Here is a 12,387-nt window from a genome sequence, read left to right on the forward strand (position 1 = left end):
CCGCAGAGGACGGATCGGTCCGCCACTCGCCCACGTCATGCCCTCCCACCGCCCGGTCCGATCGGAGTCGATCACGCCCGAGCGAGTCGGCATCGGTGCCCACGCGCTGCGTTCACACCGCAGGACGGCCCGCGCACCCGTACCGGGGCCCGGGTCGGCCCGTTCCTCCAGCCCAGCTGTCGCGCGTCAGCCCCGCACGGTGGCAGGAATGACGCAGATTTCCGTGTCCCGGCACGACGGATCAGCAGCCCATGGTGGGCGCACACCCACGCGGTTTCGCCCTTGAGTGCAGAACCTATGGGCAGGACTCCTCCGCTTTGGCGACGGTGAACGCGACCGGCTGTCCGGTCAGCGCGGTACCCGGCTTCGGGTCTTGCGAGCAGACCTTCCAGTTCGACTCCTGAAGGACCATGCGGCCCTGCAGCGCGTCCTTCACCGTGATGCTCGCGTTGGAGGGCAGCGCACCGCGGACCGCCTTCATGCCCTGCCCGACGAAGTCCGGCATGGTGCTGCCGACCGGCTTCGGAGGGGACGCGTCGGCGGCCGGGCAGGACTCCTCCAGCTTCACAGCGCCGAAGTCCACGGTGGTGCTCGTGTCGACCTTCGCACCGGCGGCAGGGGTCTGGCTGCAGACCTTCCAGTTCCGGTCGAGGGCTTGGAGTCGGTCGCGGCCGAGGGCGTCGTGGGACTTGAGGATGGCGAACCCGGCCGCCTGCGCTTCGTCCTGGGCGGTTTGGAGACCCTTGCCGACGAAGCTGGGAAGGGTGGCGGTCTTCGCGGCGGGAGCGGAGCCGGCCGGTGCCGGGGCGGCGGGAGCGGGCGTGCTGGGCACGGCAGGCTTGCTGGTGTCGGTGGTCTGCGGGTTGCAGGCAGTGAGGGCGAGCAGTGCGGCAGCCATGACGGCGAGGGTAACGCTGTGGAGTGGACGCATCACGCCATGGTGGCTGATGCGCAAAGGGTGTGAGGCGGCCGTGACGTTCCTGTGACGCACGAAAGCCCCGCGCCGTGGCGGGCTTCGCAACCCGGCCGCCCGCTTGTTCCGTCGATCGCGTCCGGAGTCAGATGGTGACGGCTGCGGCAGGGGCAGTCGCCGTAGGCCCAGTCGGCCGGGATGCTGTCCGGCGTCTTGCGGGGCCTGCCCGGCCCGTAGTCCTGGACGCGAATCTTCTCGAGGACGGACTGGGCCTGGGCTGGGTGGAGTCCGCACGCCGGCCTGGTGTCACGATCCCACGTCCCGTCACCGGAGAGTCGCGTCCACGAGGCGGCCCACCAGGGCAGCACCAGAGCCCTTCGCTCAGGTCACCCGGGTGTCCACCGTCGGGAATCAGCAGCGGTCAGGAACCAGCGGGGCGCCGAAGAACGGCCGGCTCCACGCCGAGCGCCACCAGCAGCCGGACACTGCGGTTTCCCGGCTCGCTGAGCAACCGGTCCAGCAGGTCGGAGGTGCCGCCGGCCATCGTGTCCTTGAGGAGCTCGCGCGGCGGCACCGTGTCCTGGCCGAGGTCTGCACTCTCCATCGCCACACGTACCCGTTCGTGGTCCACTCCGGTCTCGACCAGGACCCGACCTCCGTCGTAGTCGCCCTTCGCCCCTCTCGTCAGGTGTGGGTAGGCCTGCGCGACCGCGTGTGTCCGCAGCATGCCCAGGAGAACATCGTCGGTGCGGACCTTCCCACGGTGCTGACCGGCGAGTTCCCCGGCCTCCAGGCGCGCCCACAGCACCGGGTGCGCCGCGGCGTTCACCGGCAGTACCTTCACCAGCAGAGTCGTCCAGAACTGCCCCAGCTCACGCGGCTTGTAGCGGCGGCGGCCCACCAGGGCGTCGCGGGTGGAGCGCAGTTCCGGCGGGAGAGCGTCCTCCACGTCCGGGACCCGTCCCGACCGCACGGCCTGTTGCAGCGCAACGACGTCCACGCCGCATCCGTTCAGGTAGCTCACCGCACCGCAGGACGGGTCGTCCAGGATGGCTACCAGCAGATCGACTGGCGAACGTTCGACGCGCTGACCGGTCATGGACGGTTGCTCCTTGCACCGGGCGAGCGCCGCTGCCCCGACGGTACTGAGCGTGAGCGAACGGCCCTCCTGCTCGGCCAACGCAACCTCGACCTTTCCGGGTTCCTCGTCCATCCCCCCAACGCCCCGGCGGATCACGTGTGACGTGAGGAGGTACGGGGCGAGGAAATCCTGGACCCGGGCGTCCTTGCTGATACAGGCCAGCAGGATGTGCGTGCTGACGTGGCGCCTTGCGTAGACCGGGCCGAGCACAGTCAGCAGGGCTTGGTCGGCGCGGAAGTCTGAGGTCATGCGGAAGATCTTGGCCGAGGCGCAGGAGCGTTGCATCAGCCCACGGACGGAAACCGGTGCGAAGAATGTCGGAAACCGGCGCGACGAAAGTCGAAAGCCCGCACGACGAAAGAGGGAATCACGACGAAGGCTTCGCCCAGCACTTCGCGGCTGCGCGGGCTTCGTAGGTCGGACACGGCACGCTCACCGCGATCGCCCCCGACGGGAAACCGCGCGATCGTGGGTGGCAGGTGGCAGGTGGCAGGTGGACCGGCGGCGGCAGCACTATCTCTACCTGGAGCGGGCCAGCATGTCCGGTGCGCCGCTGGCCGAGACCGCGCCGGGAGTGACCAGGCACAGGGACGGCCGCCGCCCGGCCCAGTCCGGAGCCGCGCCGCGGGGTCGAAGTCGTCCCTGCGGACCGCAGAGCCGGCCGCTGCCCTCACGGTTCTCGTCCTCGCCTCCCCCGCCGAGGCCGTCCAGGCCACCGTCCTGGACGGGATCACTCCGCTGCCGATCACCGGAGAGGTCCGCGACGGCTACCAGCGGGAGTCGTACCCGCGCTGGAAGGACGTCGACAGCAACGGCTGCGGCGCTCGGATTATTGGCACGGTCGGATCAAACTGACCACGTATGTACCTTGGTGCAGAAGCACTTCAGCGATTTGGCTGCTGCAGCCCTCGGCCCGCGGAGCTGGTTCCGACACCGGCTGCACGGCTGCCGTGCTCTCCTCCCACACCTCCAGGTCGCTAGCCACGATCGCCCCATGCACCCGGTTGTTACTGACGATCAACAGCTCTCGCACGAGCGGCGCGAGGTCGGCCCGATATCGGAGCAGTTCTGGTGCATCCAAGAGGGGTTCAGGCTGTCATCGGAGCACGGAGGCTGCATCGTCGCTCTGGGCCAGGTAGACGGTCACGATCGAGGCCACAGCATCGACTTCGAGCGGTCCAGTGATCCTCAGCCAGACCAGTTCGGACAGGTCCTCAGAGCGCTCGAGTCGGCCAACCGCCTCGGCGGGCCAAGGCAACAGCAGCTTCGGCAGGTGGACGAGGGAGATCCCGTCGATGAAGGAGGTGCCCAGTCCGGGTTCCCACGGGCGGACCGAGTGGAGATTGGACAGCGAGATCACCACATCGGGCTTCCACGGCCCCGCGCGCAGCCACACGTCCAGCGTGTTGTCCTTGCGGTCCTCGTTGGACTCGTCCAAGGAGATGCGGTCGATGGAATAGTTGATGCAGGATTCCAGCGTCAGCGCCGCGTTCGTGCATCGGTTCTTGAAGGCGTCCGGTGCCTCATATTCGTCGGCCACGGCACGAGGCTACGGTGAGCGGAACGATCCACGGAAGCGCTTTTCGGACACCTGACCGATGGCGTCACCGCCGCGGCTGACCGCACCCCTGGCACCCCTGGCAGCCCAGCCCGAACTGTGCGATACGGCCCGTTCCATGCGCAACATCCTCATGCGACTCCTGCGCCTCACGCTCTCATCGCGACCTGTGAGGCACAGCAGACAAGGGCACTTATGACGTACGTGGCTCAGCCCTTCAGCGGCATTGCAGATACCCCGCAACGACGATCTTGATCGGGCAACCATCGACGCGCCGACGTGCCGCCCGTGGAACGTGGTCGCGGTCCACTCCGACGCGTAGCGGCACCCGATACGTGCACCGGGCACAGGCGGCGCAGGAACCATGGCACGCCGCCCTCCTGTGAGCCTGCCATGGTGACAGCCGGTCAGGCGCGGCGCTCACGTCACTAGGCGCAGCGACGTTTCGGCAATGCCCAGCCGCACGCTCTGGCCCCAGGTCAGCTCCAGGGCGTCGCTCTCCATCCCGTCGCCGAAGACGACGATCCGGTCCGACTCCACGGTCAGCTGCAGCCCCTGCCCCCGCCCCAGCTCACCGGCGACCTTCGTCGTTCCGGTCGTGGGCGAGGGCCAGGCCTCGCGCACGAACCACAGGAGCCGCCGGTCGCAGGGCGCGGGCAGCCCCGCGGGACTGCCTCGTTCCAGCCACAGGGAACGAAGCCAGCCGGTGGCGCCCGTGCCGGTGCCCACCAGCACCCCGGAGGATGCCTGGGCCTCGCCCGGGCCCTTGTCTCCGTCGGACCCCAGGCGGTAGCGGGCCGTCTGGTGGCCGGGCGAGCCCAGGTAGATCTCGTTCAGTGCGAGAAGGCGCTGGGTGTCGTCGGCGACGGCCTCGACCATGGTCAGTTCCTCCGCCAGGCTCCCGGCGGCGGTCGCCGCACGCAGTAGCGCGCCCGCGTCGGCGCAGCGGTGTCGGACCAGGACCCCCGGATTGCGCCCCGGGTCGGCGTCGATGCCCACCACCGGCTGTCCGCGCAGATACTTCGCGGTGTTGGCGACCAGGCCGTCCTGGCCGACCACGACCACCACGTCCTCCGGGGCGAACAGGAAGCGGTCCAGGTCCGCCCGCTCCACCCGGGAGTTGCGCCAGGTGAGCGGCACCGCCGCGGCCACCTCCCGAAGCGCCTGGCGCGTGCGCTCGTGCCGGCGGACCACCTCGTCGATCGACCGGCCCCGGCTGGACAGGAAGAACGCGGCCTGTCCGTGCGTCCCGTGCCGGGCGAGCAGCTCCTCGTACTCGGTCCTGCGGTGCACGAGCACCGCCCGCGGGGCCAGGCTCACTCGCCCGTGCCACCTTCCGGGCGTCCGAGCCTGGTGAGGAGCCCGGTGAGGACGTCAGGAGAGACCGTGATGCTCTCGATCCGCGGCAGGTTCTCCGCCAGCCGGGTCGCGGCCAGGGCGTGCAGCGTGCCCGGGCCTGCTTCGTCGTGCACGCGCAGCCAGGCAGCCTGAGCCTCGGCGCGCGCCGCGCCCGTCTCACGCGCCGCCTCGGCGTCCGCGCGGGCCAGGCGGACCTTGCGGGCCGCTTCGGTCTCGGTGCGTATGCCGTCCGCCGCCGCCTTCTCCTCGGCCTCGCGGCGGGCGTTGGTGCCGCGCTGGTCGATCAACTGCTCCTCGCGCCTGGCCAGTTCGATCTGACTGGCCAGCTCGTTCTCGGCGATGGCACGCTCACGCTCGACGGCGACGGCCCGCCGTTCGTAGGTGGCCCGGTCCGCCTCCTGCTGGATCTGCTCGCGTGCCGGGGTGCGCAGGGCGCGCTCCACCTCGGCCTCGGGGCGGATCGCCACGACCCGCACGGCCACCACATCGATGCCGGTGGCCGGGAGCCTGGGCTCGGCGGCGAGACCGGCGGCGACCCTTTCCCGCACGGAGGCGACGCCGTCCACCAAGGCGACGGCCAGCGGAGTCCGGGCCAGTACGTCCAGCGTGTGCTGCTGCGCGGTCTCGGTGAGGAGGGTGGCGATCTGCTCCAAGGGAGCACCGCGCCAGCTCCCGGTGTCCGGGTCCACGGAGAAGTCGAGTCGGTCCGCGGCCTCGGCCGGGTCACTGATCCGGTAGGTGACGGTGGCCTGCACGGCGACGTCCTGGAAGTCGGACGTACGGGCGTGGAACGCCATGGCCAGCTCCCGGTCGTCGACCGGCACTTCGGAAAGCGCCGCCGAAAGCGACCGGTACCAGAAGCTGAGCCCCCGCCCGTCGTGGACGAGTCGGCCGCGCTTGTGGTGGCGGATGTGGGCAGTGGGCGCGGAGCGCAGATGACGCCAGCCGAAGCGCCGGGTGATGTCGGCCATTGCGGACCCCCTTCATTTCGTCAGTGCGACGATAACGAGACCTGCCTATATCGTCAAGGGGACGAAAAGAAGGCTTCCGGGGCGCTGGCCCTGCTCGCAGAGGAAGCCCGCTTCGGGGGCAGCCGCTCTGGGGGGCGACCGCTCCACCCTCGGCCGGAGCGCACGGACCCACTGGGCCCTCGCTGCGCCGTTCGACCTCACCGTCAACGAGACGGAGCAGGAACAGGAGTAGGAGGCGACGGAAGCCGTCCGGACCGTCGAGTGCATCGTCCGCACCGCGGTCCGTTCCGCTTCCGTCTGACCGCACCCGCGGGGCCTCGGCCCGGCGATGAGTACCACCGGGGCGCGGCGCTACGTCTACGGTCCGACGACTCCCCTCCCTGCAGGCCGGTTTGGGTGTGGCGGCGACCCGCACCGCCCCTGTTCCCGCAGGGTGCCGCCTGTCCCGAGGACCGAAGACTCCCCTACGAGGCACTGACCCGCCGCACTCCCCCGTGACCCGCCTGCCCCGGCCGGCTCCACGAGCAGGCCGGGGTCCGGAAGCGACCCGCCGCGGGTGTGATGTCCGGCCAGGCCGGGGACGCGAGGACCGCGCCCAGGACCCGGCCCTGCGGCATCGCGCGGCGCAGAGGATCGACCCACCGGCCGGTGCCCTCGGCCCCGATGTTCGCTGTGTTGGCGGTGACGGCCTCATGGGCTGCGGCGGCCGTCCGGCCGCTCTGCGGCAGGACGGCCCCGAGGTCGACTCCGGCTTGACGGAGGCCGCCGAGCCGGCGGGTAGGTCTGGCCCGCAGGTAGGGCCGGCGGACCGAGCGCCTGCGCTCGACTTTGGCCGCGATCGGTCTCGCCCTCGCGGGGCGGGCCGGTGCCCGCTTGGCCGACATCGTCGGTGCACGGGTCGGCCGCAGCACCGAAGTGCGGCCGCGGGGAGCGACCGCGCCCGTGACGCCGTCATCGCCGGGCCCGGCTCTTCCCTGGAACCACTCCTGCGAAAGCGAGTCCCTGCTCGCCTGATGTCGTCCCTGAACTGAGTCATCCCATCCACACCAGGACCGCTGCCCTCCCGGTCAGATTGCGGGGCGACGCAGCACGTCAGTGGGCTCCCAATCGCGCCTCCAGAAGGCCTCAGGCCCGCGCTCGTTGATGAACTGCCGCTCCACCTCGCGGATGGGATACATACCCTGGATGTCTTCCGAGGACCATCGGCGCGAACACGCAGAATGCCGTCATCTCCGGCTCGGGCACGATGCGCTCGCGGAAGTCGATGGTGCTGCCGTAGCTGAAGGGACAGGTGCCACAGAGCTGCAAGCCGTAGGTGAGCGTCGTGAGATCACCCACGCGCGGACGCCACCGGGGCGCCACCGCAACGCTCTGCAACGAGTCCACAGGAGGTGAGCCATAACCCGCGTTCGGGAGGCACGCACCGCTCGTCCCGGGTGTGAGACCGGTAGGTCCGCATGCTGAGGTGCCGCGCATGCGCGGCTGGTGCGCACGAGCCATGGTGCCGGGCAAGGAGTCGGGCCGGTTGATCGAGGTCTGACATGATCGCGCGGTGAGTGATGCGAGGCTGCTGGCCGCTGAGGCCGTTGAGGCCGTTGAGACACATGTCCGGGCGTTCTTCGAGGGGCATTCCATCGAGGTCGTCGCGTGCGACCTCGGGCCGGACCGGCGCGACGTCGTGCCCGACCTACGGGTCCTCGTGGTGAGTCCCGGCCCGCGCGGCGACAGCTGGGCCTACGTAACCGCAGGGTGCTGGGCCGCGATGGAGAAGGACGGGCACGGGCTCGAGTTCGTCATGACCGCCCACGTCCGCGACCAGCGGTTCATCGACCTCATGTCCATGATCGCCTACTACCACTGCGGAGGGCACCAGCTCGACCTGGAGCACAGCATGCCGATCGGTGAACCATGGGTGCCGGGCTCGACCTGCGACCACCTGTTGATCAGCCTGCCCTACCTCCACGGTCCCGACCTCGAGCACTGTCCGCTGCCCGAGGGGCACGCCCGCATCCTGTGGACCCTGCCCGTGACGGCTGCCGAAATCGAGTTCCGCAGGGACCAGGGTCATGAGGCCTTGGAGCAGCTCTTCGACGAGGCGGGCATCATTCCCACTGATCCCTTCCGGGCATCGGTGGTGTGAGGCGTCTGCCGACGTTCTCTTGGCGGTCACCGCGTGCGGTTTCGGCGGGGTGACCGAGAGCCACTCCGATGGAGTGAGGTGTCTGTGGGACTGTGGGTGGGAGTGTGTGCGGTAGCGGCGGGATACGGGCCAGTACTTTGGTGGCCCGGACCCTTCCGGTCCGAGTCCCTGACAGGCACGGTGCGGACGGCGCCGCCCCTTTGAACTCGAGCTGGCTCCGCGGGGACTGCTTCAAGCGCTGTCAGCGCTGGATGGGATGATCCCCGAGGCGGGCCTGAGCCCGTCGGTATCTCGATCGGGGTGGCTCGGATGGACACGTGGCAGGACCTCACAGCGCTGCTGGAAGAGCGCCTGGAGGCCGCGTCGTCCAGTGAGCGGGGCGTTTTCGCCGTAGGTGTTGCTGAGCGCCTGATGACCTGGCACGAGGATCTGCCCGAGGAAGAGCAGGCAGCCTTCACTCTGGGGCTGCGTCCGCTCCTGAATGCGGCATGGGAGGGCGTACTCGGCGATCCGGCAGCGTATACCGCCGTCAACCGCGGCCTGGCCGAGTACATGCTCAGCGACTACTGCAACAACGACCGCCTGGTGGGACCTGAGGATGCGCACGAACCCGCCGCTGCCGCCACCCTCAATGCCGCGCATGCGTATCTCTTCGGGTGCACCGACTTCGCCGTCTGGGCCAGCCGCCGGGCCATCGATGACCAGCACCTCGAGCACCTCGCCGGCGCCGGGCTCGAAGACGGAGACTTCCTCGACACCGACAAGGCACTGATCGACGAGCTCAAGCGCCAGCTGCACGACCTCGACCTCATCGCCGCGCGGTCGACGGAACTGCGTCACGCCTTCTTCGGACTACCCGTCCTCACGTCCGTCCGGCTCCACGTGGAACTGCGCACTCCGCTGTCCCGCCGTAGCTGACCAGGAGAACTCCCCCGTCACCCGCGTCGTTCCGCTTCGGTGATGCGGAAGCGATAGGACTCGGTACCGGTCGGGATGAGGGTCCAGCGGAAGGTGGTCCGGTCGGCGACGGCCGCGCAGAGCCGCGGGTCGCCGAAGGTCTTGCCCCACTCGGCGAACGGGAAGTTCCTGGCCACGGCGGTCGCCTTGCGTTCCGCACGCTCCGTAGACCACGACCCGCTAGAAACGGGACGGGAACGGCACCACCCCCGGCCGCGTCCTCGTGGTCGAGGAGATCCCGCCCCGGCCGGCGGGGCGGGGTACGGAGGAGAGCGGCATGGGGGCATCGGGATTCGCGGAATGGACACGTCACTTCGAGTCCGAACGGGACCGTCGCGCAGCCGGGCCCGACCCTCAGTGGGAGTCGGGTGCTTCACTGCCCCCGGCGGTGCGGGCGAGCATCCAGCGATTCCAAGCCGGCGAGGACGGCGACAGCTCGGCCCTGTTCGCCAAGGCTGACGCGGCGGGCGACCCGGCGTACTCGGCAGCGGTGCGGTTGTTCGTCGCCGAGGAGCAGAACCACGCGCGGCTCCTCGCTCTGCTGCTCGAGGCGGGCGGGGCGACGACGCAAGCCGGGCACTGGAGTGACACGGCATTCGCGCGACTGCGTCGCCTGCCGGGGCTGCGGACGGAGTTGCTGCTGCTGATGGTCGCGGAAGTGGTGGCCCTGCGCTACTACCGGGCGCTGCGTGATGGGACGGACGATCCGCTGACGTCGGAGGTCGCCGGCCGCATCCTGGCAGACGAGGAGCGGCACGTCCCGTTCCACTGCGAGCGCCTGCGCGCGTCGGTCGCGGAGCTGCCGCGCGCGGCCCGGCGGCCGGTGCTGGCGGGGTGGCGGGTGATGCTCCTCGGCGCGGGTCTGGTCGTAGCCGCCGACCACGGACGGGCGCTGCGCAGGCTCGGGGTCGGGCGAGGACGTTTCGTGGCGGAAGTGATGGGGGCGGGCGGTCCGGTGGTCTCGGCGATCCTCGGGACCGCCCCGCTGCGGGTGCCCGCCGTCTCGGCGGAGCCTGCCGCCGCCGGCGTTCTGCCGCACGCACGAGGGTCGATCACCGGCTCCGAGCAAGCATCGCCCGGTCCAGCCCGCCCTGTGCTCGCGCAGCTGCCTAGGCTCACTTGACCGGCTGGCCGGAACGTACGGGGATTCCCGTGCTTGCCTCGGCCGAGACCTGGACCACCCGTCCACACCCCCGGGACAGCACGCCTAGGGGGTGGGCCGGTCGGGGTCGTGGGCGGTGTACAGCGAGACGAGGACGCCGTGCACCGGTTCGCCCTCCGGAGCCTGTTCGGCCTCGTCGACCAAGCGGGCGAGGGTTTCGCCGAGTTCGCGGGCCGCGGCCGGGGTCAGCCGCAAGTGGCGCAGGCGCAGCAGGTGGTCGGCCGGGGAGCGGTCGATCTCCTGGGCGAAGGCGCTGAACAGGGCGGCGGTGCCGATCGCCTGCGGCTCGGCGACGAGCAGCTTGCGGGCCGTCCGCCCGTAGTACCGCTCGGTGCCGCCGCGTACCGTGCGGGTGCCGGCGATACCGATCAGTCCGGCGTCGCTCAGCACCTTGAGGTGATGGGCGAGGTTGCCCTTCTTCGCGTCGAGGAGCACCGCGAGCTGGCTGACCGTGGCCGTCCGCTGGGTCAGGGCGAACAGCAGTCGCTGGCGCAGTGGGTGGGCCAGAGCCGCGTACTGCTCGGGCGCGCCGATGTGCTGGACGTCCTCCGGGGGCTCCCAGGCCGCCTCGTGCCGGCCGGTGTCCACGCTGGTATCCACGCCGGTGGCCAAGCCTGTGCCCGCGTCGGTGTCCCCGCCGGTGTCCGCGTCGTTGTGCGTCATGACGTAAGTGTCTAACGCTCTTGACTCTTTCGCAAGGCCGGTGATCTACTCCTCGCCATGCCGACTCTGACATCCATTCAGCCCGCCCCCGTCGTCGAGGAACTGGCCCAGCTGCTCGCCGCGCACTACGTCTTCCCCGAACTCGGCCAAGAGCTCGCCGGCCTGGTCCGGGACCGTCTGGCCGCCGGCGCCTACGACGTCGCCACCCCCGAAGAGCTGGGCCGGGTGGTCACCGCCGACCTCCAGTCCCGCAACGGCGACCGGCACCTGCGGCTGAAGTACCACGCCGACCGGGTGCCCGAGGAGCAGGGCGCGGCGGTGCTCGCGGAGATGCGGCGCGACTTCGAGGCGTCGCTGGGCGGCGTAACGCGCCTGGAGATGCTGGACGGCGGGGTGGCCGTCCTCGAGCTCACGCCGAACCTCTTCCCGCTGGAGTGGGCCGCCGAGCCGCTCGGGGCCGCGCTGGCGGTGGCCTCCCGGGCCCGGGCGCTGATCCTGGACCTGCGCCGCAACCTCGGCGGCTCGCCCGACACGGTCGCCTTCGTGTGCGGCCACCTGCTGGACGAGCGCACCCTGCTGAACACCATGCACTGGCGCGAGGGTGACCGCCGCGAGCAGTCCTGGTCGCCGGCATACGTCCCCGGCCCGCGCTTCGGAGGTGAGAAGCCGGTGTACGTGCTGACCAGCCCGCGCACCTTCTCCGCCGCCGAGGAGCTCGCGTACGACCTCCAGCAGCTCGGCCGGGCGGTCGTGGTGGGAGAGACCACGGGGGGCGGGGCCCACCCGCGGGAGGGCTGGACCCTGCATCCACACCTCGAGGCGTCCATCCCGGTGGGCCGGTCGGTCAATCCGGTCTCGGGGACCAACTGGGAAGGCACCGGGGTCGTTCCGGACCTCCCGTGCCCGACCGCCGACGCCCTGGCCCGCGCCCATGAGCAGGCTCTGGCCCGCCTGGCACGATCGGCCTGACACTCCAGTCGGAGCCTGCTGCCTGACCTGCGGGTTTCGCTGGGCGGCGAGGAGGTCGGGGCCTTCGTCTTCACGGATCTGCTGTATGCAGGTCGCCAGGAACGGTCACTGGCGGGCCCGACGAGCAGGCCCGGCTGGTCAGGGAGGACGTCCCTGACCGCCGTCACGATCATGGCCTGCGCGAGCCGGTCCACGCCCAGCCGCTCCGGCGCCTTCGCTCGGCCCTCGAGGTCGAGGTGCGCGGCACCCCTGGCGCAGGCCCCCGGTCAGCGGGCCGCAGGAGCGCTTCATGTCCGCGTCCGCGCCCGTGTTCGCGTTCGCGTTCGCGTGCGGCGCCCACGGATCGGCTGTCTCCCCCGCCGGCAGCCCGGCGCGGGCGCGGGGCCGCGCGCGCCGGCCGGCCCTGCGGCGGGAGCGGGCGCCGGGACGTCAGGCGCGGCAGGGGCGGGGTGTTGGCGGCGGCCGCGGTGCCCGGCCAGGCCGGGGGACGCAAGGACCACGTCACGGACCGAACCTGCGGGCATCGTCGTCTTCAAGAGGTCGCCCCAGCAGTC

Annotated in this window: 11 protein-coding genes; 4 read left to right on the top strand and 7 right to left on the bottom strand. The window is 70.8% G+C overall.

The window, feature by feature from the left end; all coding sequences use genetic code 11:
• Positions 1-295: 295 nt before the first annotated feature.
• The 5 genes from OG386_RS03160 to OG386_RS03180 form a co-directional block, all read right to left on the bottom strand.
• Entirely contained in the window at positions 296-898 is a 603-nt protein-coding gene (locus OG386_RS03160; RefSeq protein WP_328786627.1) for a PASTA domain-containing protein, read from the bottom strand.
• 436 nt (positions 899-1,334) lie between these two features.
• The gene (locus tag OG386_RS03165; RefSeq protein WP_328786628.1) at positions 1,335-2,303 is read right to left on the bottom strand and encodes a hypothetical protein; all 969 of its coding nucleotides are present in this window, start codon (positions 2,301-2,303) and stop codon (positions 1,335-1,337) included.
• 847 nt (positions 2,304-3,150) lie between these two features.
• Positions 3,151-3,594, bottom strand: coding sequence for a hypothetical protein (locus OG386_RS03170; RefSeq protein ID WP_328786629.1), 444 nt, complete (start codon positions 3,592-3,594; stop codon positions 3,151-3,153).
• A 438-nt stretch (positions 3,595-4,032) separates the two neighbouring features.
• Positions 4,033-4,932: a hypothetical protein gene (locus tag OG386_RS03175; protein ID WP_328786630.1), complete on the bottom strand. Its 900-nt coding sequence runs from the start codon at positions 4,930-4,932 to the stop codon at positions 4,033-4,035.
• Positions 4,929-5,942: an SPFH domain-containing protein gene (locus tag OG386_RS03180; protein ID WP_266608129.1), complete on the bottom strand. Its 1,014-nt coding sequence runs from the start codon at positions 5,940-5,942 to the stop codon at positions 4,929-4,931. Before OG386_RS03180 ends, OG386_RS03175 begins: the two co-directional genes overlap by 4 nt.
• Positions 5,943-7,494: 1,552 nt before the next feature.
• Between OG386_RS03180 and OG386_RS03185 the strand changes: the two genes are divergently transcribed.
• On the top strand, positions 7,495-8,082 hold the full coding sequence (locus tag OG386_RS03185; RefSeq protein WP_328786631.1) for a suppressor of fused domain protein: 588 nt from the start codon (positions 7,495-7,497) through the stop codon (positions 8,080-8,082).
• Positions 8,083-8,391: 309 nt separating this feature from the next.
• Positions 8,392-9,000 carry a hypothetical protein gene (locus OG386_RS03190; protein WP_328786632.1) on the top strand — a complete coding sequence of 203 codons (609 nt, stop codon included), beginning with the start codon at positions 8,392-8,394 and terminating at the stop codon, positions 8,998-9,000.
• Positions 9,001-9,017: 17 nt separating this feature from the next.
• Here the strand turns inward: OG386_RS03190 and OG386_RS03195 are convergent, their stop codons facing one another.
• The gene (locus OG386_RS03195) at positions 9,018-9,326 is read right to left on the bottom strand and encodes an ATP-binding protein (protein ID WP_328793150.1); all 309 of its coding nucleotides are present in this window, start codon (positions 9,324-9,326) and stop codon (positions 9,018-9,020) included.
• On the opposite strand from OG386_RS03195, the gene OG386_RS03200 reads away from it, so the two are divergent.
• The gene (locus tag OG386_RS03200) at positions 9,317-10,162 is read left to right on the top strand and encodes a ferritin-like domain-containing protein (RefSeq protein WP_328786633.1); all 846 of its coding nucleotides are present in this window, start codon (positions 9,317-9,319) and stop codon (positions 10,160-10,162) included. The two genes, OG386_RS03195 and OG386_RS03200, sit on opposite strands and share 10 nt — an antisense overlap.
• Positions 10,163-10,246: 84 nt before the next feature.
• On the opposite strand, the gene OG386_RS03205 is transcribed toward OG386_RS03200, so the two are convergent.
• Positions 10,247-10,864: an ArsR/SmtB family transcription factor gene (locus OG386_RS03205; RefSeq protein ID WP_328786634.1), complete on the bottom strand. Its 618-nt coding sequence runs from the start codon at positions 10,862-10,864 to the stop codon at positions 10,247-10,249.
• Positions 10,865-10,921: 57 nt separating this feature from the next.
• Between OG386_RS03205 and OG386_RS03210 the strand changes: the two genes are divergently transcribed.
• Positions 10,922-11,833: a S41 family peptidase gene (locus OG386_RS03210; RefSeq protein WP_328786635.1), complete on the top strand. Its 912-nt coding sequence runs from the start codon at positions 10,922-10,924 to the stop codon at positions 11,831-11,833.
• Positions 11,834-12,387: the final 554 nt, after the last annotated feature.

The organism is Streptomyces sp. NBC_00273 (assembly GCF_036178145.1).
In the GTDB taxonomy this organism is placed as follows: domain Bacteria; phylum Actinomycetota; class Actinomycetes; order Streptomycetales; family Streptomycetaceae; genus Streptomyces.

What these genes read in the sequence shown, in the direction of transcription:
- OG386_RS03160 (WP_328786627.1), bottom strand. Translation starts at nt 898, where the DNA reads ATGGCTGCCGCACTGCTCGCCCTCACTGCCTGCAACCCGCAGACCACC.
- OG386_RS03165 (WP_328786628.1), bottom strand. Translation starts at nt 2,303, where the DNA reads ATGACCTCAGACTTCCGCGCCGACCAAGCCCTGCTGACTGTGCTCGGC.
- OG386_RS03180 (WP_266608129.1), bottom strand. Translation starts at nt 5,942, where the DNA reads ATGGCCGACATCACCCGGCGCTTCGGCTGGCGTCATCTGCGCTCCGCG.
- OG386_RS03190 (WP_328786632.1), top strand. Translation starts at nt 8,392, where the DNA reads ATGGACACGTGGCAGGACCTCACAGCGCTGCTGGAAGAGCGCCTGGAG.
- OG386_RS03200 (WP_328786633.1), top strand. Translation starts at nt 9,317, where the DNA reads ATGGGGGCATCGGGATTCGCGGAATGGACACGTCACTTCGAGTCCGAA.
- OG386_RS03195 (WP_328793150.1), bottom strand. Translation starts at nt 9,326, where the DNA reads ATGCCCCCATGCCGCTCTCCTCCGTACCCCGCCCCGCCGGCCGGGGCG.
- OG386_RS03205 (WP_328786634.1), bottom strand. Translation starts at nt 10,864, where the DNA reads ATGACGCACAACGACGCGGACACCGGCGGGGACACCGACGCGGGCACA.
- OG386_RS03210 (WP_328786635.1), top strand. Translation starts at nt 10,922, where the DNA reads ATGCCGACTCTGACATCCATTCAGCCCGCCCCCGTCGTCGAGGAACTG.